The organism is Flavobacterium sp. ABG, assembly GCF_001027725.1.
Taxonomy (GTDB): domain Bacteria; phylum Bacteroidota; class Bacteroidia; order Flavobacteriales; family Flavobacteriaceae; genus Flavobacterium; species Flavobacterium cupriresistens.
This window is the reverse complement of sequence record NZ_LEKS01000003.1, coordinates 69,996-90,194: the sequence shown is the minus strand read 5'-3', so window position 1 is coordinate 90,194 and position 20,199 is coordinate 69,996. Positions and strand designations below refer to the sequence as shown.

Below are 20,199 nucleotides of genomic sequence, written 5' to 3'. Positions count from 1 at the left end.
TTTGCTTTCCTTTGTAAGCATGAGATTGGCTCTCTACATGGAGTGCTGACGTAAAATGCAATTGTGCGGGGTAGGATTAGTCATATATAAGCCACACTCCTTTGAAGTATTTAGCACTACTATTAATGTTTACAAATTCAACTTTAACAAAACGATTGGCTTGTATAGTGAACTGAGGAGTAGTAGGTAAATCTTTACCACTATGTGCACTAAAACCGGTGTTAGGATCGCCAATTTTCTGAGTAGGCATTTTAATGGTAATTGTACCATCACCATAATTATATATGGTATGTTCTAACCCATTAGCAGCATAATATGGTAATAGTACAGTTGCATTGCAATTATTGCAATAGACATTAGAAAAAGTTTGAGATTTTGTTCCCGAAGCCGTTATGCTTCCGTTTATCGGTATTTCGAGATATTCTTTTGGGAGATTACATTCTAACCAAGCTACTCCGTTATATACTTGAAGTATATTTGTTGTGGTATTGTACACCATTAGACCAGCGGGGGGAGTAGCAATAGCGTTCCTTTGCACAGTGGTCATTCTGGGAGGTAAAAAACCTTTAGTGGTAGACTCTGTTTCAAAAACAGCAGAGGGGTTTAGGGTCGTGGGATTATCTCCTATTTTTTGAGTAATTTGAGAATGACCGGCAAAACCGATCAAAAAAATCAATGCGATTGTAGGTAAACTTTGTTTCATTATATTTTATAATTTTGACTGCAAACAAAAATAAATTTGGAGTATTTGAACGGTATTAATTTATTATAGGTTACTTATAATTTATAAATGATAAAAAAAAATACGACAACGCGCAGTGTATTTAGAAAACCAATCAATAAAAAGGATCCAAAATTGCAGTAAATCATGAAATTGAAATTCACCACTGACAATTTAGTTATAAGACACTTATGGCAAGTGAGGAGGTTTTTTTATTCCAAATAACACGAAGCATTGCTAAAATTAGTCTTCTCTATTGCCGGTAATCCATCCGGATTTGAATAGATGTTGATTTTAACCAACGATAAGGTAGTTTTGCTTTAAGAGGCTTTAGCCTAATGTCATTAAGGTCAGATATTTTTTTACGCAGATTTTGCGGATTATGCAGGTTTTTTAGTCCAATCCGCTAAAATCTGTGTGAGACTTTTTTAACAAAAGAAGACAGTCCCAGAACTCTGAAAACAAAAAAATCGCCAATAACGATTCAATTAATTGAAGTCAAAACATTTTTCTATCACTTTTAAAAATCGTTATTTCTGATGTTGTCCTGTTAAAAATAAAAGAAAGAAGGAGAGAATCTCAACATTATGAGACTGCTTCCTTCTTTTTATTAAGTACGGACTATATTTTTTGTGCTTCAAACAATTAGGACGGATTAGTCAAAGAAATACCAGGTTCCACTGAAGGAGTCATTCGCATCATAATCAAAAAATACAATTGTTATAGTTTTGTAAGGTGCCAAAATGAAGCTAGTAGCTTCTACTGTACTATTGCTATTGGCAATAAAACTAACAGGTTTATTACCAGACACGCTGGGTGGTTTCATAAAAGTAATAGTACTAGTGGTTCTGTTGCGTATGATGTGTTCTAAGCCATTAGTAGCTTCAGTTGGTAATAGTATAGTTGGATTACAAGTATCGCAATTGTTCATAATGAAAATTTGCGATTGTGTATTGGAAGCATTTATAGTTCCGCTTGGCGGTATGGCGACATATTCTTTTGGTATATTGTGGCCTCCTGACCAAATTGTTCCATTATATATCTCCAATAGGTTTGTAGTTGTGTTGTATACGACTAAACCAGCAGGGGGAGAAGCAATGGCGTTTCTTTGTATTGTGGTCATTCTGGGAGGCAACAGACCTTTAGTTACAGACTCTGTTTCAAAAATAGCAGAGGGGTTTAGAGTCATGGGATTGTCTCCTATTTTTTGAGCCATTTGGGCATGGGTTGTAAAAGCAACCCCAAAAACAAATGCGATTATGATTAAATTTTGTTTCATTTTTTTAATAATTATAGTGTTTAGTTTAAAGGGAAAGAAATTTTTAATATTTGGATTTTTTTAATTTATTAGTGGTTATTTATAGTTTATTAATGAGAGTGAAAAGAATTCAATAGAGAGAGTGAAAAGTAGTTTTTCGATTCCAGATAAAGCTTGAGGAAAAAGTTTGTTTTACGGTATTATGAAACGAATTTGAAGTGAGGTTAAATCATATAAATGATGTAAGTTCTTTAATTCAATACTTGCATTTTCTTGAATCAGGCAATCGGCTTTGAAATCTTCATCGGTTTAAAATAGAGCGGTGCGGGTTATTTATAGAAACACCAGACTCCATTGTAGATATCATTTGGATCGTAGTCAAAAAACACAATTTTTGTGGCTTTTTGAGCTGTCAGACTCATGCTAGCGGGTGTTGTTAATATAGAGTCACCTTTATTATCAGTAAAAGGAGTAGGTTTATCCCCAGACGCTACTGACGGTTGTGTAACAGTAATAGTACCACCAGAGTTTCTGTTGTATATGATATGTTCTAATCCATTGGTAACTTCCAATGGTAATACAACAGTTGCATTACAATTATTGCAATTGTTCAAAACAAAAATTTGTGATTCTGTATTGGAAGCCGTTACAGTTCCGTTTGGTGGTATGCTGACCATTTCTTTTGGCAGATTGTAGATTCCTGACCAAATTGTTCCATTATAGACTTCCAATAGGTTTGTTGTTGTATTGTATACCAATAAACCAGATGCGGGAGTAGCAATAGCATTCCTTTGCGCAGTGGTCATTCTGGGAGGTAAAAGACCTTTAGTAGTAGACTCTGTTTCAAAAGCAGCAGTACTATTTAGAGTCATGGGATTGTTTCCTATTTTTTGAGCAATTTGAGAATAACCGGCAAAACCGGTCAAAAAAACTAGTGCTATTGTAAGAGAACTTTGTTTCATTAGTTTCATCTTTTTGTTTAATTATGACAACAAAAAGAGTAATTAATTTATTAATTGGCCTGATGTATTTTATAAATGTATTTATGTGTTTTATATGCGTTTGAAAATAGATTCTTTTTTGTGTATCAGATTGTTGAAAAAGAAAGAGAGAAGAGTCCGATTATCTCTGTCTTTTCAGATTCTTTTCGAAATAGTGCTTTCTGTGTTTCTTCCTGAATTACCTTGGTTTTATTGGAAATTTGCGAGAAAATGAATAGTATGGTTTTGTAGCGTGCATTTCTGTTTCAAATAGTGTTGTAATTTTGGTTTGAATGCGTGATAAATCGCAAACAAATTTTATAAGATATTATAAATTTAGTCTGGGCTTTGCGTTAGAAGACTGTTTAGAAAGTTTAAGCTATTAGTCTTATATGTTGTATTTCGCGACAGCTGATTTTTTTAAACAGCTAGAATGATTTTTGCAGTTTTTTCTGTAAAAACAGAAAGTTACGGAGCAATGTTATACATGGAATGTTTTTTTATATCTTAGTAGGGCATTTCGAATTTAACGATTTATTAATACGAAAAAAGCGATGGCGTTTGTACTTATTGTGTAGGTTTAGTTGCGTAGAACTTCAGTGTTTTTGCAATCCGTTACGGTATGGATGGCTTTGGTTTTGTCGGGTGTTATTTTAATTAAGCTGCGGTTTCAACTTTTTTTAAAGTCAAAAACAAGGGTGTTTTGGAGAAGCATAAATAATCGAAAGTTTTAAAGAGTACATTTTTTAGTTGAAAGTCTAATTTTTAGCATGTTACTTTATGAGGAAATTTTTAAGAATCAGAATTGCTTTTATTTTTTTACTACTGCCTTTTTTTACAAATGCCCAGACCGATGTAAATCAGGCAACGACCAATTCTGATGCCGTTGCTAAATATCCACAGTTTCAATTTAAAGGACTTTTTCAGGCTCGGTTTCTCGGAGCACTTTCGGATAATGTGGATGTGCTCGGGCTTCATCATTCCACAGGAGAGGTTACACAATCGTCTTTCGATATTAAAAGAATGCGTGTTGGACTTAATACCAAACTAAGCGAAAATACAGAAGTGGCAATTTTAGTAAATCTCGCTGATTTTAAATCAGATCCAAAAACTAAAGTACTCGAAAATGCCTACGCAAAATATACTTTCAATAAATATTTTGCGATAACGGGAGGACAGTTTCGTCCCGCTTTTGGAATTGAAGAATTGGTTCCCGTTGACATCATCAAGTCTTTTGACTTTTCTAATCAATATTATGAATTTGGAAAAAACGGTTGGACGAGTTTTCAAATCGGAGCTTCGGCAACGGGTTCTTTTGATCTTGGAAAAATTCCCGTAAGTTATGCGGTTTCTGTTTTAAACGGAAACGGAAAGAATCAGGAAAAAGACAAAGACAACGGAAAACTCTATTCGACACGATTGGTTTTTGGATTGTCTAAACTCCATAAGATTAACTTAGGCTTAAACGGTGGAAGCGGAAAAGTATTCGATCAGGATGTTTTTGCTCTGGGAGCCGATATTACCAGTGATTTTGTACTTAATGATGCGTTTACTTTTGATCTTCAAATAGAATACAAACAGGGAACCAATCATAATTTGTATTTCTCCTTACCCGCTGAGGCCAGAACCAAAAATGCGAATGATTATCAGATGCGAGGCTATTATATAATGCCGAATTTGAGGTATCGCATTAATTATAAAAAATTGAGTTCCTTAGAATTATCCTGCCGTTATGAGTCTTTCGATACCAGTTTTAAATTGGATTCTAATGTTCGTCAAACCTATACACCAATGATCAGTCTGGAGTTTGGAAAAGCTTATACCGGCAGAATTGAAATGGGGTTTGAAATAGACCGCTTTGATAAAAATATTCCGGATACGACGATGTATAATGATAACTTGTTTATTATACAGTTTCAATGCAGACTTTAATACAATCTAATTTTCACCTTATGAAAGAAGTAAAAATCCCTCAGATCTTAATTACGCTGGCAGTTGGAATAGCAATTTGGTTGATTCCGGCTCCGGAGGGTGTTGTGATAGAAGCCTGGCATTTGTTTGCCATTTTTGTGGCTACGATTCTCGGTATTATTTTAAAAGCGGCACCAATGGGAACCATGTGTATGATCGCCATTGCATTGACGGCTTTCTCACAGGTTTTAGCACCCGGAGATGCCGGTAAGTCAATCACATTAGCCTTGAAGGGTTTTGGTGATAAAGTAATCTGGCTGATTGGAATTTCGTTTTTTATCGCCAGAGGATTTATTAAAACCGGTCTGGGAAACAGAATTGCTTTTTTGTTTATAAAAATATTCGGTAAAAGTTCGCTTGGGCTGGCGTATGGTTTAGGTCTGGCAGATTTGGTTCTCGCTCCGGCAGTACCCAGTAATACAGCAAGAGGAGGAGGAATCATCTATCCGATTATGAAATCAATGTCAATGAGTTTTGGTTCAATGCCCGATCAACCGGATACACACCGAAAATTAGGCGCATTTTTGACATTAAACAGTTATAATATGAATCTGATTGCTTCGTCTATGTTTTTGACAGGAACAGCGAGTAATCCGATGTGTCAAAAATTTGCACTCAATTTAGGCATAAAAATCACTTGGATTTCGTGGGCTTTAGCCGCTATTGTTCCGGGTTTGGTGGCTTTTTTTGTAATTCCTTTTGTATTGTATAAAATTTATCCGCCCGAACTCAAAAAGACAGGCGATGCACCGCAAATTGCAAGTCAAAAATTGAAAGAAATGGGTCCAATTTCACGCAATGAATGGATGATGTTGCTGACCTTTTTTATTCTTTTATTTCTTTGGATGACCGGTGATTTGTTTTCTATAGATGCCACAACAACTGCGTTTATTGGTTTGGTGATTTTACTTTTAACCTCTGTTCTAAGTTGGGATGATGTAAAAGCCGAAAAAGGAGCCTGGGATACTATCGTTTGGTTTTCGGTGCTGGTGATGATGGCCAGTTCGCTTAACGAATTAGGATTTATTGGCTGGTTTAGTAATCTGGTAAAAGCAGAAATTGGCGGATTAAGCTGGCAGATGGCTTTTCCGATTATTGTATTGGTGTATTTCTTTAGTCATTATCTTTTCGCGAGTGCCACAGCGCATGTGGCAGCAATGTATGCGGCACTGCTGGGCGTAGGTGTTTCGCTCGGAATTCCCGGGTTACTCTTGGCCTTTATGCTTGGTTTTATAGGATCGCTATATGGAACACTAACCCATTATGGTCACGGACCTGCACCGGTTTTCTTTGGGAGCGGTTATGTCGATCTGAAAGATTGGTGGGTAAAAGGTTTGGTGACCGGACTGGTTATGCTTTTTATTTATATGACGATCGGTGGGGCATGGCTTCGGGTGATCGGTTATTTCTAAAAAGATTAAATCCTGATTCCCGGAGGAAGGAGTTCTTTGTATTTTGGATTTTTTTTAATGAATTGAGCAATTTTTGGAGAAATAGGCATTAATCTGAATTTCTTTTCAATGATAATTTCCATGATACTTTTCAGTAAACCATCAATTACAGCTTGATTTTCGTAGCCGTCGGGTGTATTGATTTTAGTTAAAAAGATTTTTTTTTCCTGAAAAGAATATTCAACTGTTAGCATTCCTTCTGGGACTATGGTTTCAAATTGTCTTGCAAAAGTGTTGTCTTTGATTTCCATAGTTTCAATAGGTAGTTCCATAGTAGTAATGTGTTTTAGTCATGTTTAAAAGCAAATAATCGTGGGGCGAAATAGTTGTGAAAGAAAAATCTGTATAAGATCTTTAATTGTGAATTATTTCATATGTAAAGGTAATCAATTGATTTTCAATAATGAATTATTTTTTAAAGGAGCAGTTCTAAAGCCTGGTGCTTTGCTGTAGCAGATTTTATTTCAGTCGTAAGATTGCGGTCTGAAATTTGCTTGAAGTTTATAAAAAAAAGTAACTTTAACTTTTATAAGTGAAGAGTCGTAATTGTAATTTCTGTTTATCTAATGAGTAAAATTCCGGTTTATTTTATGCCAGGTCTGGCGGCAAGTTCATCTATTTTTGAAAGAATTCAATTGGATGATTCTGTTTTTGAAGTGTGTTTGTTGGAGTGGGAGATCCCGCTTCCAAAAGAATCTTTATCGGAGTATGCCCTTCGCATCACTAAAAAGATAACACATCCGAACCCTGTTTTAATTGGCGTTTCGTTTGGAGGTATTTTAGTTCAGGAAATGGCCAGACATATTAATGCCCGAAAAATAATTATCATTTCAAGTGTTAGAAGCAATCTCGAATTTCCGAAAAGAATGAAGATAGGCAAAACGACAAAAGCCTATAAATTAATTCCAATGCAGTTGTTGCTGAATGTTGAAAAGTTGGCTAAATTTTCTTTCGGAGAAAAAATAAACAAACGGATTAAACTATACGAAAAGTTTTTATCGGTACGTGATCTCCATTATCTGCAATGGGCCGTAGAGTCCGTAATCCTTTGGGACAGAAACCAAATTGATGAAAAGGTAATCCATATTCACGGCGATCAGGATGATGTTTTTCCTATAAAATACATCAAAAGCTGCATCATAGTAAAAGGAGGAACCCATGTTATGATCCTTAATAAGTACAAATGGCTTAATGAGAATTTGCCATTGATTATACAGGAACCTCTGAAGGGGTAAATTCCAAATTTTTTAAATTCCAAATTCCAAATTCCAAAATGGCTTCGACTTCGCTCAGCCTGACACTTTGGGGCTTGGTGTTTCATGTTTCAAGTTTTTAAAAATTCCAAATTCCAAACTCAGATTCCTGAAAGGAGTGAAAAACCAATCTGTCACGCTGAGCGAAGTCGAAGCGCGCTCGCTAGTTAAAAAGGGCTTCGACTTCCCTCAGCCTGACATTTTGGGGCTTAGTGTTTTGGGTTTCATGTTTCATGTTTTTTATCTGAGATCACACATTTCAAATTAGCCAAAAAAAAAATCCCAAACTCATTGGAATTTGGGATTTTAAAAATTTGGAATTTAAGAAAATTTTAAATTTTCTTCATTTGATCTTTCATCATAGAGATTTGTTCTTTTAGCATCCCTTGTTTGTCTAATTTCTTAGCTTCGTTTAATAAGTTGGTTGCTTCCAGTTTTCTTCTGCGTGACATCGCAACTCCGGCAAGGTTTAATTTAGCTACAGCCAAATCCATATCCATAGATAATCCTAGTTCGATTGCTTTTTTGAAATGTTTCTCTGCTTGGTTGATATTGGTTTGAGACAACATGATTCCGTGTAAGTAGTTAAAATACCCTTGTTGTTTTCTTACCAGTGCAGCTTCAGGGTTTTTAATATAGGATAGCCATTTTTTAGCGCCTTCAAAATCTTGTTTTCTTAATTTTAGGAAAGCTAAAAGGATAAATTCGTTTTTAAAGTAAAGAAAGATTGGGATTGCAGTCAGTAAAATAAGAAAAATACCATTCCCGATATTGTTCTCTGTAAATTGCCAAACGCCTGCGACTACTAGAAGTCCGGCCAAAATAAGTTTAATATTTCTGTGAAACATAATAGATGTATATTTGTGATTGCAAAGATAGTAAAAGGAATTAAAAATATTTTTATAAAACTACTTGCCAGAAAAAAAAGTCTTTGTATATTTGCACTCGGTTTTGGGATAACGAAATTCTAAAACAGAAAACAGATATTAGATACCATTTTAAAGATACAAAGCAATGAGCAAAAGAACATTTCAACCATCGAAAAGAAAAAGAAGAAATAAGCACGGATTTATGGACAGAATGGCTTCTGCGAATGGAAGAAAAGTTCTGGCGCGTAGAAGAGCTAAAGGAAGACATAAATTGACTGTTTCTAGCGAACCTAGACACAAGAAATAATGTTTCTATAAACATAAATAAGGCGTTACTTTTTTAGTATCGCCTTTTTTTATACCTTGTCGGTAAAAAACATTGCAACATTCTAGTTTCTAAAGCACTACGGATGTTTTTGAATACAATATAATAACTACACAATACAAATAAAATGCCTAAAGACACATCAATAAAATCAGTTTTAATAATAGGTTCAGGCCCTATTGTTATTGGTCAAGCTTGCGAATTTGATTATGCAGGATCTCAATCTGCACGTTCTATTCGTGAAGAAGGGATTGAAGTTATCTTGATAAATTCAAATCCAGCGACTATTATGACCGACCCAACAATGGCCGATCATATTTATTTGAAACCATTAACTACAAAATCGATTATTGAAATTCTAAAGGAGCATCCACAAATTGATGCTGTTTTGCCTACTATGGGTGGACAAACGGCTTTGAATTTATGTTTGGAAGCCGACGAAAAAGGAATCTGGCAAGATTTCGGAGTAAAATTAATCGGAGTTGATGTAAATGCAATTAACATTACGGAAGACAGAGAGCAGTTTAAACAGCTTTTAGAAAAAATTAATGTGCCTACTGCACCTGCAAAAACAGCTACTTCTTATTTAGAAGGTAAAGAAATTGCGCAGGAATTTGGTTTCCCGTTAGTAATTCGCCCTTCTTTTACACTAGGAGGAACAGGAGCAGCGATTGTTTACAAAAAAGAGGATTTTGATGAGCTTTTGACTCGCGGTTTAGAAGCTTCTCCTATACATGAGGTTTTAATTGATAAAGCTTTAATGGGATGGAAAGAATACGAATTGGAACTTTTGAGAGATAAAAATGATAACGTAGTAATCATTTGTTCGATTGAAAATATGGATCCAATGGGAATTCACACCGGAGATTCGATTACAGTAGCACCGGCAATGACTTTATCTGATACCACATTCCAGAAATTACGTGACTATGCGATCTTGATGATGCGTAGTATCGGAAACTTTGCAGGAGGTTGTAACGTACAATTTGCAGTTTCACCGGACGAAAAAGAGGATATCGTGGCAATTGAAATCAACCCTCGTGTATCGCGTTCTTCTGCATTAGCTTCAAAAGCAACCGGTTATCCGATTGCGAAAATCGCTTCTAAATTAGCTTTAGGATATAATTTAGATGAATTAGAAAACCAGATTACAAAATCGACTTCGGCTCTTTTTGAACCAACTTTGGATTATGTAATCGTAAAAATCCCACGTTGGAACTTTGATAAATTCGAAGGTGCTGACAGAACTCTTGGACTTCAGATGAAATCTGTTGGTGAGGTGATGGGAATCGGACGCTCTTTCCAGGAAGCGTTACACAAAGCAACTCAATCTTTAGAAATAAAACGTAACGGTTTAGGTGCTGACGGAAAAGGATATAAAAACTACGAACAGATTATCGAGAAACTGACTTTTGCAAGTTGGGATCGTGTTTTTGTAATTTATGATGCGATTGCAATGGGAATTCCGTTGAGCCGTATTCATGAGATTACTAAAATCGATATGTGGTTCTTGAAACAATATGAGGAACTTTATACTTTAGAAAAAGAAATTTCTAACTATAAGGTTTCTAATTTACCAAAAGAGTTATTGCTGGAAGCCAAACAAAAAGGTTTTGCCGACAGACAAATCGCGCACATGGTAAATTGTCTGGAAAGTGAAGTGCATACGTTGCGTATGAATATGAAGGTGAACCGTGTGTTTAAATTGGTAGATACTTGTGCTGCCGAATTTAAAGCAAAAACACCTTATTACTATTCGACTTTTGAGGCTGAAATCGAAAAAGCAAACGGAGAGCGTTATGTAGATAACGAAAGTGTAGTAACAGAGAAAAAGAAAATCATCGTTTTAGGTTCTGGACCAAACAGAATCGGACAAGGAATTGAGTTTGATTATTCTTGTGTACACGGAGTATTGGCAGCAAAAGAATGTGGTTACGAAACGATCATGATCAACTGTAATCCGGAAACTGTTTCGACTGATTTTGATACAGCTGATAAATTATACTTCGAGCCTGTTTTCTGGGAACATATCTACGATATTATTCAACACGAAAAACCGGAAGGTGTAATTGTGCAATTAGGAGGTCAGACTGCTTTAAAATTGGCTGAAAAATTGTCTAAATACGGAGTAAAAATCATCGGAACCAGTTTTGATGCCCTTGATTTAGCCGAAGACAGAGGACGTTTCTCTGACTTATTGAGAGATTTACACATTCCTTTCCCACAATTCGGAATTGCGGAAACAGCAGACGAAGCTTCAGCTTTGGCAGATACTTTGGACTTCCCGTTATTGATTCGTCCTTCTTATGTATTAGGAGGTCAGGGAATGAAAATTGTAATCAACAAAAAAGAACTGGAAGAACACGTTATCAATTTATTGAAAACGATTCCGGGGAACAAATTGCTTTTAGATCATTACTTAGCCGGAGCAATCGAAGCAGAAGCAGATGCGATTTGTGATGCTGACGGAAATGTATACATTATCGGAATTATGGAGCATATCGAGCCTTGTGGAGTTCACTCGGGAGATAGTAATGCGACATTGCCTCCTTTTAACTTAGGAGAATTCGTGATGCAACAAATCAAAGACCATACAATTAAAATTGCGAGAGCTTTAAAAACGGTAGGTTTAATCAATATTCAGTTTGCGATAAAAGACGATACGGTTTATATCATCGAAGCCAATCCAAGAGCTTCCAGAACAGTACCGTTTATTGCAAAAGCATACGGAGAACCTTATGTAAATTATGCTACCAAAGTAATGTTAGGACATAATAAAGTAACTGATTTTGATTTCAATCCACAGTTAAAAGGATATGCGATCAAACAACCGGTTTTTTCTTTCAGTAAGTTCCATAATGTAAACAAAGCATTAGGACCGGAAATGAAATCAACAGGAGAAAGTATCTTGTTTATTGATGATCTTAAAGACGATCAGTTCTACGAATTGTACTCGAGAAGAAAAATGTATTTGAGTAAATAAACTCAAATCGTGATTATAAAAAAAGGCTCCAAAATTTTGGAGCCTTTTATGTTTATTCTTTAGTTGGTAACGTCATATCTGTAATTGAATGTTCCGTCTGTTACTTTTGTAGTAATGGGATTAGAAGCGTCGATTGGTTTATCATCGTCATCTACGCAATTAAATGAAAATGTTCCGGTTACTTTTTTAGTATTTACGTCAATTGCTGTAATTGATACGGAACCACTAACAGGATATTGACTTTTCCCTTTAGTGTTGAATGAGATTTCAACTTGTGTTTTAGATGCATCAAACGTGTTTTTTGTTATAGGATATGTTCCAACTTTTAGATCGCTTCTCTTAATGTAAAGTCTAATTTCATCTACAAAATTACGGTTTCTCCCTTGTAAAAGGATATATTCTTCTGCTGGATACATCTCGAATATTGTTTTTGTAGCATAATCTGAACCAAACGGATTATTCATTTCCCATAATGTACCATCAATTTTGGCAGTCATCGCGTATTTCGTTACGGGTTTGATAACTTCAGGGGTTTCGGTATTGTTGCTATTGTCAGTGTCACTTGAGCAGCTGTTTAAGATTAGAACTAAAAATAAGAATAAAATTTTGGGCGTTTTCATTTATGGGATTTATTAATTTGGAGCCAAATGTAAATAAATAATTGTTAATATTTGGTTAGGTAAAAACGGAAATTATAAGTAATAGAAGGCATAAAAAAAAACTCCTAAATGGAGTTTTCTCTTTTGTTTTGGCTAGTTGTATGTGTTATTCACTTTGGCTAAAAGACATATTGTCTCGGGTGTTTTTCTGAACCGAAATGGCGCCAAAAAGAGCTAGTAAAAATGCAAATGCATAAAAACCTTTTTCACTTGGGAGAATTGTAGCGTTCCAAAGACCAACGACAAGTAATACAATTGATAAAAGAGTTCCAAACCAGCAAATTCCGTAATAGATATCCGTTACAGGAAGGTTTTCCAGTTTGTCTCTGACACTTTTTTGCAGGGAGACTACAGCGAAAAGACCAAACATTAAAACGGTGAAATAATATCCTTTTTCGTTAAGTAACATTTCGGCTCTTGCAAGTCCTACTATAAATCCGATTGTTCCAGCTCCAAGAGCGACCCATGATGCCGCGATAAAGGCATTCGATGTTTTTTGTACCATGTTTTATATTTAATTTAGTTGTATTTCGAAAAAATTGGGGTATCCATTGGCGTCCAGAAACAGCATTTCTGACCAGATGCTTTCAGAGCGTTATTGGCCCAGGTATTACAGGTGTGTGTCAAACTATAACTTCCGTTGGCTTCATAGAAAGCATCTGTTCTGCTATAGTTGGCGTCTGTTTTAATGGGAATGAAATTACCCGAGCTGTCTTTTTGAAAGCTGGCTGTAACGTAGGCAATCAAACGGCTGTATTGTTCTTTGCTAATCATTATCGATTTGCAATCATCGCCCAATCTCATTTGTCTGTAATAAGTGGTATGAATGGCAGTTTTACCTAATCCGGTTGCCGCTTTTAGAGCGACAGAGGCTCTTAAATCAGACCAATCCGGGGTTTCCAGATAAAATCCTTTGTCTCCCCAGCCCATAGCGATATAGTTATAGGTAGAATCTGCTGCTTTTGTGTTTTTAAATTGAACTTGCTGACTCCAGTTTATCTGGTCGTTTTTGACCGGCATTACAATATCGGTGTGAACACCATTTGTCAGGATGAATATCTGAACTTCGGGTTTTGTGTCGGGTTCTTTATCTACAGTTATTTTTGAAAGTACGAAGGCGGTTGCGATATAGAGTAGAACAAATCCTAAAAAGAATAAGATTGATTTTAAAAGGATTTTAAGTGCTTTTTTCAAGTTGATTATGTTAATTTCTTTTTTTTCAAATGTAACTAATTTAAGTTTATATCAAAATGATAATGCGCTGAATTGTCAAGAAAAATCTTTTTAATTTTTATAACAAAAAACCGCAAAAGCTGCGGTTTTTTATGAGAGGAAGGATGCTGTTTTTTTAATCAGAATTGATTTTTCGTAGTCTGTAGGTATGCAGTAACACCGCTATAGAGGAGCCAATTACAATAGGTATAGCGCCAATAAGCATTCCATAAGTGATGTATATAGAATTGGCAATCAGAGAAAATAGTCTTAGTTTTCTTTCTCCTTTAAGAGACATAGAAAACAGATTGATCGTTATTCCTAAATAACCAATAAGGTCCGTGATTAGTGATAGCATAGTTATTTAGGTTTGGTTATAATTTTATTTCGAAGAGACAGACCGGAACATTGTGGTAGTGTGCGGGTAGTTTTTCAGGATTTTTTATTTTGGTGATTTCAATAAATTTGAAACCAATTTTGACATACATGGTAATCAATCCCGGATTTATACCGGCCGTATCTAATCGTACATATTTTTTGTTGTTTTGAAGGGCAAAATTTTTCGTCCACTCCAAAACTTTTGAAATAATGTTTAATCCTCTGAAATTGGGGTTAGTGGCTATTCGATGGAGATATACACTTGGGTCTGCATTTTTTTCGTTCCAAATTTCAGGATCGTCAAAAGTGGTAACCCAAACGCATACAATTTCATCGTTTAAGACTAATTTCCATTGTCTGTTTTCTGCAATCTCGCTTGCTATAATTTCTTTTGGCAAATCCGGCCAAGGTGTTCCTTTTTTTTCTTTTTGATAAACTATTGCTTCATCATAAAGTGTTTTGATGCTTGGTATGTCATCGATTGTGCTGTTTACTATTTTCATCGCTTTTCGTTTAAATTGAGAAACAAAATTAGAAGCAAAATGTTGACTATTTTATGCTGTGTAGTCTCTTTTGTGGGATAAAACTTTTAATTTTAGGGCTTAAATAGTTTAATTATGCGTCAACTTGATGAGTATGATAAAAGGATATTGCATTTTCTTCAAAAGAATAACAGGATAACAACTGAAGAATTAAGTCATAAAGTAAATTTAAGTCAGAGTGCAGTTCAAAGAAGAATTGCTAAAATGAGGGAGGAAAATATAATTGAGGCTGATATTTCTATTGTATCTCCTGAAGCAATTGGTATTGGGATAACGTGTGTCGTAGATGTTGTTCTGCTTGACGGTAGTTCGAAAGCAATTGATGAATTTAAAACCGGAATGCAAAACTGCGAAGAAGTGTCACAATGTTATTATGTGACGGGGAGTTATGACTTTGTATTAATTGTACAAGTAAAAGATATGCATCATTTTGAAGTGTTTCAAAAGAGGTATCTTCTGGATAATAAAAATCTGAAACATTTTTATACTCATGTGGTAATGGATCGAGTAAAAGTGAATTATAGTATTAGTATTTAAAAAGGAATTAAAAACAGAAAAAGCCCCAAATTAGGAGCTTTTTCTGTTTTAATAAAGTAAGATTATTTTTTAATTAGCTGTTCCAAGGGTTTCAACTGCTCCATGTCAATTTTAGATTTTTGTAAAACCGACATTAACGTCATGATGTTATTCGGATTCATGTTTTTTCCTAAAACGCGTACTACTGCAAATCCGCTTTCTTTTCTGTTGGCAAAAACTATAAATTCTTCGATGTTCTCATCAGTACCTACATAACTTATAGAAGCACCTTCTTTACCGGAGCCAAACTTCATCAGTTCCTGATATTTTGGATCTTTTAAAATAGCTTTTACTTTAGTTCTTTCTGTTTCAAATTCGGCCTTGTTTGTTGCATTTGCTTTAAAGGCAAGAATATTCATTTTGTCAAAAGAGTTTAAAGCTTCGGATTGTTCTGTAGATAGTTTTGCTTTGTCCAAGTTTAGAATACTAGGCGAGATATCAAGAGCAATGAAGTTTTTGTTATCTGTGTTTTCAACAAAATATTTTTGCAGGGAAGGCTCAGATTTACAACTTAGTAAAGTAAGTAAAGCTAAAAGGGCTGAGGTAAAGACGCTGACTTTCATGTTATTTTTTGTTTTTAGAAGCTTTTTTTAGGTCAGAACCACCAGGAAGTTGCATTTTGTCTGTTAGCACTGAAATTTCGTTTAAGTCAAAATTACCCGTAAGAGATAATAAAACAGTTTCGTCATTTTTAGCACCGTCAATATACATTAGTAATTCTCTTACCTGTGTATCGCTGGCTCCTGATTTGATTAATATTCTAACGTTTTTACCGCTGTCATTTATGCGCATTAATTCTTCTAAACCGGCAGTTTTAATGTATTTGTCGGCAGAAGCTTTCATGTCGGCTTCAATTTTTGGGTTTTTGGTAGTGAATACTTTTAGATAGTCTAATTTTTTAATCAGGTTAACGTACTGTTGCGTTTCCTTGTCTTTGGCATCGACTTTTACTTTGCTCATTAAGTCGAACATTTTTTTGTTTACAATTACAGAGGTCACGTCGTCCTGACCATCAAATTTGTCAAAAGCACCCTGTGCATAAAAAACAGTGGTAGCGAATGTGAAAACTAGTGTTATGATGAAATTTTTCATTTTTATAAATTTTAAATTATTGTTTGAAGATTTTGTTTTTTGATTGTTCGTATTCGTGAATGTATTGTACACTTTCTAAACCTACATTCACATTGTTTGACACTAAGGCTAAAGCTTTTTGCGTTGCCGCTAAGGCCTCTTCCGGATTGTCGTAGGTTCCTAATTCTGATTGCGCTACAACCGGAGTTGCGTTTTTATCGCTTACATAAAAATAGGTCCCGATTCCCAGTAAAATAACAGCAGAGGCTGCAATTGATAACCACGTAACATTTCGTTTTTTAGTTTGTAGTGGAATCTCCTGCGTCGATTTTTGCTCTTTTACCTGAGAGAAATAACCAAACATTGGTTGGTATTGCTCCAAATGCTGCGCAACATTTGGTGAAGAAAAATAGTCTTTTAATTCGTTTTCTTCAGCAATAGTAGTTTCTCCCTGAAAGTATTTTTCTAATATATATTCTATTCTATTTAATTCCATAACGGTGTGTATTAAGCATTGATTCTCTAATTTTTTTTCTCGCTCTCGAAAGGGCTACCCGGATAGCCGTTTCATTCATGTTGACAATTTTTGCTATTTCATCAAATTCATATTGTTCAACATCGCGTAATTGTATTAATATTTGTAATTGTTCGGGTAATTGACCGATTATTTTTTCTACCCATTCTAAACTGTCCGCATCTTCGAGTTTTTTATCTAATTGTGGCTGTCGGTCTGTAAAATTGTTGTGTACAATTTGAAGATTTCCGGCTCTTTTAGATTTTAGCTGATCGAGACAATAATTTTTGGTCATGGTCATCGCTAGAGCTTCAACACTGGAATAGGTTTCTAAATTTTCTTTTTTATTCCATAATTTAACCATTACTTCCTGAGTAGCATCCTCGGCTTCTTCAGTGCTGGTCAGCAACCTTTTGGCCAGACGAAATACTTTGTCTTTAAAAGGATTTATTAACTCTATGAAAACAATTTGATTCATAAATCAGGGTTATTGGTTAGCTTATATAAAGGAAGACGAGGTACAATTAATTTTGTTACAACAGAACTGAAAAAAAATAGTATAAAAAAAAAGATAATTAAACTACCTATTGTTAAAACTAAAGATAGTATTTTTACGTTATTACTTTTATATAGATACCAGTTTATGAAAACAATATTAAGAAGTTTACTATTATTAGGCTTACTTCTCTTTTCTTTACAATCTTGTGAAGACCAGGATGACATTGCTGCTCCGGCAAATTTGCAGATAAACGATTTTATCTGGAAAGGACTAAATCAGTACTATCTTTGGCAGGCTGATGTTCCTAATTTATCTGATGAGCGCTTCGGAAATAAGCAAAGTGCCTTAAATTCTTTTTTGAGTGGTTATGCCGAGCCGGAGAATTTGTTTCAGGATTTATTGAATAAACCGGCGAGTAAGTTTCCTAAAGGAGAAGCAATTGACCGATTCAGTTGGATTGTTAAGGATTATAGCGTTTTAGAACAAGAACTTCAAGGAACCAGTAAAAGTACCGGAATTGATTTTAAGTTGAGTTATAAAGGAGAAAGCAATTCAGATCTGGTAGGTTTTGTACGTTATGTTGTTCCGGGTTCAGACGCTTCGAGCAAAAGTATCAAACGTGGCGATCTTTTTACGGCTGTAAACGGAACTCCGCTTACCGCTTCTAATTACAGACAATTGCTTTTGGATTCGGAGAGTTATACTTTGAATTTAGCGCAGTATAACGGAAATGTTATAGAATCAAATGGAAAATCGGTTACGTTGGTAAAGACAACGCTGAATGAAAATCCAATTCTGATCAATAAAGTTATTACGTCCGGAAGTCATAAAATTGGTTATTTGATGTATAATGGTTTTTATAGCACTTATGATTCGCAGTTAAATGATGCTTTTGAGGAATTAGCAACGCAGGGCGTAACTGACTTGGTTCTGGATTTGAGATACAATGGAGGAGGATCGGTTCAGACCGCTACACGTTTGGCCAGTATGATTACGGGGCAGTTTAAAGACCAGATTTTTGCTAAAGAAAAATGGAACGCTAAGCTTACCGCTTATCTTGAAACGGAAGATTCGGAATCTTTAAACAATAGGTTTGTAGACAATATCAACGGAAGAGCCATTAATAGTTTGCGTTTAAGCAAAGTATATGTACTGACTTCTAATGGAACTGCGTCTGCAAGTGAATTAATTATAAATGGATTAGTTCCTTATATTACTGTAGTGCAAATTGGAGATTATACAGTTGGAAAAAATGTAGGATCCGTAACACTATATGATTCCGAAACATTTACAAAAAACAAAGTCAATACAAGTCATAAATACGCCATGCAGCCTTTGGTTCTTAAAATTGTTAATGCAACAGGGTTTGGTGAATATACAGATGGTCTAAAACCTGCTTATGAACAACTTGAGTATTTATCTAATTTAGGTGTTTTAGGAGATCCTTCAGAGCCTTTATTAAATACTGCCATTGCAAAAATTACCGGTGCTTCGGCTAAAAAAGTACAACAGGACAGAGGAAAGGCACTTCGATCTTTCATCGATTCCAAAGCAATAAATGGTATTGGAAATCAGATGTATGTTGAAAAAGCTCCAGAAGGGCTTTTGAGAACATTAAATTAATGATGATCGTATTGTAAGAGATACATTATTAGACAAAAATAGTTTAATTAAACACCCATAAAATTAGTTTTATGGGTGTTTTTTTGTTCTTACGATAAATAGTTCCAAATAAAAAGAGGCTGCCTAATTTTTAATTAGACAACCTCTTTGTTCCAAAAAAATAAAATAATAATAAAGGATGAATTGATTACGTTGAAAAATAATTACAGAATTATTTTATCAGACGTTTTTCTTAGTTATTAAAGTAAAAACCGTTTGGTGTTACTTCTACTTTAAATACGTTAGTTTCTGTCCCTGTCAATGTATAGGTGTAGATGTCTCCATTATCCAGAAAGTTAATAGCATCGGCAACATATATTTTACTGTTTTTAACTGCAAAACCGTAAAGAGAGGTAACTTTAGTTGCTTTGAATGTTGCTGCAGCAGGTAAAGTTGTAGTGCTTGTAGCGGCAGAATAAATGTCTTTTCCAACTGTGTAATAAAGCTTGTTGTTTTCAATGTCTAAAAATCCAGGATGTGTTTTAGCTGAAAAGTCAATTGTAGATGCTACAGTATTAGTGCTTAAGTTAATTTTTACTAATTTTCCGGCAGTTTCAGGAGCTGCATAACTTGGTCTTCCATTACATAAAACATATAAAGTTCCATTATCTTTTACAAGTGAACTCGGAACGTCACCCACTACAAAATTAGTAGTGACTTTATTAGTTGCACTGCTGATAACAGTTAAAGAATTTCCTTGACTGAATCCACCTTTGTGTGCTACATAAAGACTTCCGTTATTTTCGATGATCTTTTCCGGACCTTCAACAACAGGGATTTTAGATGTGATTTTATTTGCAGTAAGGTCAAATATAGCTACATAGTCATCTGTCGCGCTTGCTCCGTCTCCCCAGTTTGTTACGTATCCTTTTCCATTTGCAAAAGCAATATATCTAGGATTGCTTAAGTCTGCGGTAACAGTTGCTATACTTTTAAAAGTATATCGGTTAACGACTTCAATTTTATTGGAACCGTTTACCACGATGTAAGCAAAATTACCATTAAAGCCAATGCTTTGTGGTGCATCACCAATTTTTTTTCCGGTATTTACTAATGAAAATACATTGTTTTCGATTTTTAAATCTTCCGATAAATAAGAGATTGATCCATTGCCTTTTTCAAAATTTCCTTCATTAGCAATAAACAATCCACCATCATAATTACCACGTGGTTCTTGTACCGGATCTGTAGTGTCGTCGTCACTGCTACAAGAGGCGAAAAAGGCCGAGCTTACAAGGAGTGCTAAAAATAGTTTGTTAAATTTCTTCATGTTTT

General features: G+C 35.0%; 22 protein-coding genes. 7 read left to right on the top strand and 15 right to left on the bottom strand.

Features of this window, described 5'->3' with window-relative positions:
* Positions 1-76: 76 nt before the first annotated feature.
* The 3 genes from AB674_RS03525 to AB674_RS03515 all read right to left on the bottom strand — a co-directional run bounded on the left by AB674_RS03525 (position 77) and on the right by AB674_RS03515 (position 2,941).
* Positions 77-703: a hypothetical protein gene (locus AB674_RS03525; RefSeq protein WP_047773921.1), complete on the bottom strand. Its 627-nt coding sequence runs from the start codon at positions 701-703 to the stop codon at positions 77-79.
* A gap of 673 nt (positions 704-1,376) precedes the next feature.
* The gene (locus AB674_RS03520) at positions 1,377-2,000 is read right to left on the bottom strand and encodes a hypothetical protein (RefSeq protein ID WP_047773920.1); all 624 of its coding nucleotides are present in this window, start codon (positions 1,998-2,000) and stop codon (positions 1,377-1,379) included.
* 308 nt (positions 2,001-2,308) lie between these two features.
* Positions 2,309-2,941: a hypothetical protein gene (locus AB674_RS03515; protein ID WP_131701512.1), complete on the bottom strand. Its 633-nt coding sequence runs from the start codon at positions 2,939-2,941 to the stop codon at positions 2,309-2,311.
* Between the two features lie 798 nt (positions 2,942-3,739).
* On the opposite strand from AB674_RS03515, the gene AB674_RS03510 reads away from it, so the two are divergent.
* Together AB674_RS03510 and AB674_RS03505 are read left to right on the top strand one after the other, a co-directional pair.
* Positions 3,740-4,891 carry a porin gene (locus AB674_RS03510; RefSeq protein WP_047773917.1) on the top strand — a complete coding sequence of 384 codons (1,152 nt, stop codon included), beginning with the start codon at positions 3,740-3,742 and terminating at the stop codon, positions 4,889-4,891.
* A 20-nt stretch (positions 4,892-4,911) separates the two neighbouring features.
* Positions 4,912-6,342, top strand: coding sequence for an anion permease (locus tag AB674_RS03505; RefSeq protein ID WP_047774448.1), 1,431 nt, complete (start codon positions 4,912-4,914; stop codon positions 6,340-6,342).
* Positions 6,343-6,347: 5 nt separating this feature from the next.
* Here the strand turns inward: AB674_RS03505 and AB674_RS03500 are convergent, their stop codons facing one another.
* Complete coding sequence (locus AB674_RS03500; protein WP_047774447.1) at positions 6,348-6,632, bottom strand: GNAT family N-acetyltransferase; 285 nt, start codon at positions 6,630-6,632, stop codon at positions 6,348-6,350.
* Between the two features lie 315 nt (positions 6,633-6,947).
* Between AB674_RS03500 and AB674_RS03495 the strand changes: the two genes are divergently transcribed.
* Positions 6,948-7,616: an alpha/beta hydrolase gene (locus AB674_RS03495; protein ID WP_047773915.1), complete on the top strand. Its 669-nt coding sequence runs from the start codon at positions 6,948-6,950 to the stop codon at positions 7,614-7,616.
* 350 nt (positions 7,617-7,966) lie between these two features.
* Here the strand turns inward: AB674_RS03495 and AB674_RS03490 are convergent, their stop codons facing one another.
* Positions 7,967-8,482, bottom strand: a complete 516-nt coding sequence (locus tag AB674_RS03490; RefSeq protein WP_047773913.1) for a hypothetical protein — start codon at positions 8,480-8,482, stop codon at positions 7,967-7,969.
* A gap of 166 nt (positions 8,483-8,648) precedes the next feature.
* Here AB674_RS03490 and rpmH point away from each other — a divergent pair, with 166 nt between their 5' ends.
* Positions 8,649-8,810 (top strand): 50S ribosomal protein L34, encoded by a 162-nt coding sequence (gene rpmH, locus AB674_RS03485; RefSeq protein WP_008464848.1) that lies wholly within the window; start codon positions 8,649-8,651, stop codon positions 8,808-8,810.
* 145 nt (positions 8,811-8,955) lie between these two features.
* Positions 8,956-11,811, top strand: a complete 2,856-nt coding sequence (carB, locus tag AB674_RS03480) for a carbamoyl-phosphate synthase large subunit (RefSeq protein WP_047773912.1) — start codon at positions 8,956-8,958, stop codon at positions 11,809-11,811.
* A gap of 59 nt (positions 11,812-11,870) precedes the next feature.
* Here carB and AB674_RS03475 read toward each other — a convergent pair whose 3' ends face one another.
* From AB674_RS03475 to AB674_RS03460, 5 genes are all read right to left on the bottom strand, one after another.
* Positions 11,871-12,431, bottom strand: a complete 561-nt coding sequence (locus AB674_RS03475; protein WP_047773910.1) for a DUF6252 family protein — start codon at positions 12,429-12,431, stop codon at positions 11,871-11,873.
* 145 nt (positions 12,432-12,576) lie between these two features.
* A complete protein-coding gene (yiaA, locus tag AB674_RS03470; RefSeq protein ID WP_047773908.1) occupies positions 12,577-12,975 on the bottom strand; it encodes an inner membrane protein YiaA in 399 nt (132 codons plus the stop codon).
* Between the two features lie 14 nt (positions 12,976-12,989).
* On the bottom strand, positions 12,990-13,664 hold the full coding sequence (locus AB674_RS03465; RefSeq protein WP_047773906.1) for a TIGR02117 family protein: 675 nt from the start codon (positions 13,662-13,664) through the stop codon (positions 12,990-12,992).
* Between the two features lie 154 nt (positions 13,665-13,818).
* A complete protein-coding gene (locus AB674_RS22495) occupies positions 13,819-14,040 on the bottom strand; it encodes a YgjV family protein (protein ID WP_117610259.1) in 222 nt (73 codons plus the stop codon).
* 16 nt (positions 14,041-14,056) lie between these two features.
* A complete protein-coding gene (locus AB674_RS03460) occupies positions 14,057-14,563 on the bottom strand; it encodes a GNAT family N-acetyltransferase (RefSeq protein ID WP_047773904.1) in 507 nt (168 codons plus the stop codon).
* Between the two features lie 114 nt (positions 14,564-14,677).
* Between AB674_RS03460 and AB674_RS03455 the strand changes: the two genes are divergently transcribed.
* Positions 14,678-15,139, top strand: coding sequence for an Lrp/AsnC family transcriptional regulator (locus tag AB674_RS03455; protein ID WP_047773902.1), 462 nt, complete (start codon positions 14,678-14,680; stop codon positions 15,137-15,139).
* Positions 15,140-15,201: 62 nt separating this feature from the next.
* Here the strand turns inward: AB674_RS03455 and AB674_RS03450 are convergent, their stop codons facing one another.
* The 4 genes from AB674_RS03450 to AB674_RS03435 are packed head-to-tail and all read right to left on the bottom strand — an operon-like array spanning position 15,202 to position 17,241.
* Positions 15,202-15,741, bottom strand: a complete 540-nt coding sequence (locus AB674_RS03450) for a DUF4252 domain-containing protein (RefSeq protein WP_047773901.1) — start codon at positions 15,739-15,741, stop codon at positions 15,202-15,204.
* Between the two features lies 1 nt (position 15,742).
* Entirely contained in the window at positions 15,743-16,270 is a 528-nt protein-coding gene (locus AB674_RS03445) for a DUF4252 domain-containing protein (protein ID WP_047773900.1), read from the bottom strand.
* Between the two features lie 16 nt (positions 16,271-16,286).
* Entirely contained in the window at positions 16,287-16,745 is a 459-nt protein-coding gene (locus tag AB674_RS03440) for a hypothetical protein (RefSeq protein ID WP_047773899.1), read from the bottom strand.
* A complete protein-coding gene (locus tag AB674_RS03435) occupies positions 16,732-17,241 on the bottom strand; it encodes an RNA polymerase sigma factor (RefSeq protein ID WP_047773898.1) in 510 nt (169 codons plus the stop codon). The genes AB674_RS03440 and AB674_RS03435 overlap by 14 nt, the downstream gene beginning before the upstream one ends.
* 165 nt (positions 17,242-17,406) lie before the next feature.
* Between AB674_RS03435 and AB674_RS03430 the strand changes: the two genes are divergently transcribed.
* On the top strand, positions 17,407-18,885 hold the full coding sequence (locus AB674_RS03430; RefSeq protein ID WP_047774445.1) for a S41 family peptidase: 1,479 nt from the start codon (positions 17,407-17,409) through the stop codon (positions 18,883-18,885).
* Between the two features lie 232 nt (positions 18,886-19,117).
* Here AB674_RS03430 and AB674_RS03425 read toward each other — a convergent pair whose 3' ends face one another.
* Positions 19,118-20,194 (bottom strand): DUF5074 domain-containing protein, encoded by a 1,077-nt coding sequence (locus tag AB674_RS03425; RefSeq protein ID WP_047773897.1) that lies wholly within the window; start codon positions 20,192-20,194, stop codon positions 19,118-19,120.
* Between the last annotated feature and the right edge of the window lie 5 nt (positions 20,195-20,199).

What these genes read in the sequence shown, in the direction of transcription:
- AB674_RS03525 (WP_047773921.1), bottom strand. Translation starts at nt 703, where the DNA reads ATGAAACAAAGTTTACCTACAATCGCATTGATTTTTTTGATCGGTTTT.
- AB674_RS03520 (WP_047773920.1), bottom strand. Translation starts at nt 2,000, where the DNA reads ATGAAACAAAATTTAATCATAATCGCATTTGTTTTTGGGGTTGCTTTT.
- AB674_RS03515 (WP_131701512.1), bottom strand. Translation starts at nt 2,941, where the DNA reads ATGAAACAAAGTTCTCTTACAATAGCACTAGTTTTTTTGACCGGTTTT.
- AB674_RS03510 (WP_047773917.1), top strand. Translation starts at nt 3,740, where the DNA reads ATGAGGAAATTTTTAAGAATCAGAATTGCTTTTATTTTTTTACTACTG.
- AB674_RS03505 (WP_047774448.1), top strand. Translation starts at nt 4,912, where the DNA reads ATGAAAGAAGTAAAAATCCCTCAGATCTTAATTACGCTGGCAGTTGGA.
- AB674_RS03500 (WP_047774447.1), bottom strand. Translation starts at nt 6,632, where the DNA reads ATGGAAATCAAAGACAACACTTTTGCAAGACAATTTGAAACCATAGTC.
- AB674_RS03495 (WP_047773915.1), top strand. Translation starts at nt 6,948, where the DNA reads ATGAGTAAAATTCCGGTTTATTTTATGCCAGGTCTGGCGGCAAGTTCA.
- AB674_RS03490 (WP_047773913.1), bottom strand. Translation starts at nt 8,482, where the DNA reads ATGTTTCACAGAAATATTAAACTTATTTTGGCCGGACTTCTAGTAGTC.
- rpmH (WP_008464848.1), top strand. Translation starts at nt 8,649, where the DNA reads ATGAGCAAAAGAACATTTCAACCATCGAAAAGAAAAAGAAGAAATAAG.
- carB (WP_047773912.1), top strand. Translation starts at nt 8,956, where the DNA reads ATGCCTAAAGACACATCAATAAAATCAGTTTTAATAATAGGTTCAGGC.
- AB674_RS03475 (WP_047773910.1), bottom strand. Translation starts at nt 12,431, where the DNA reads ATGAAAACGCCCAAAATTTTATTCTTATTTTTAGTTCTAATCTTAAAC.
- yiaA (WP_047773908.1), bottom strand. Translation starts at nt 12,975, where the DNA reads ATGGTACAAAAAACATCGAATGCCTTTATCGCGGCATCATGGGTCGCT.
- AB674_RS22495 (WP_117610259.1), bottom strand. Translation starts at nt 14,040, where the DNA reads ATGCTATCACTAATCACGGACCTTATTGGTTATTTAGGAATAACGATC.
- AB674_RS03460 (WP_047773904.1), bottom strand. Translation starts at nt 14,563, where the DNA reads ATGAAAATAGTAAACAGCACAATCGATGACATACCAAGCATCAAAACA.
- AB674_RS03455 (WP_047773902.1), top strand. Translation starts at nt 14,678, where the DNA reads ATGCGTCAACTTGATGAGTATGATAAAAGGATATTGCATTTTCTTCAA.
- AB674_RS03450 (WP_047773901.1), bottom strand. Translation starts at nt 15,741, where the DNA reads ATGAAAGTCAGCGTCTTTACCTCAGCCCTTTTAGCTTTACTTACTTTA.
- AB674_RS03445 (WP_047773900.1), bottom strand. Translation starts at nt 16,270, where the DNA reads ATGAAAAATTTCATCATAACACTAGTTTTCACATTCGCTACCACTGTT.
- AB674_RS03440 (WP_047773899.1), bottom strand. Translation starts at nt 16,745, where the DNA reads ATGGAATTAAATAGAATAGAATATATATTAGAAAAATACTTTCAGGGA.
- AB674_RS03435 (WP_047773898.1), bottom strand. Translation starts at nt 17,241, where the DNA reads ATGAATCAAATTGTTTTCATAGAGTTAATAAATCCTTTTAAAGACAAA.
- AB674_RS03430 (WP_047774445.1), top strand. Translation starts at nt 17,407, where the DNA reads ATGAAAACAATATTAAGAAGTTTACTATTATTAGGCTTACTTCTCTTT.
- AB674_RS03425 (WP_047773897.1), bottom strand. Translation starts at nt 20,194, where the DNA reads ATGAAGAAATTTAACAAACTATTTTTAGCACTCCTTGTAAGCTCGGCC.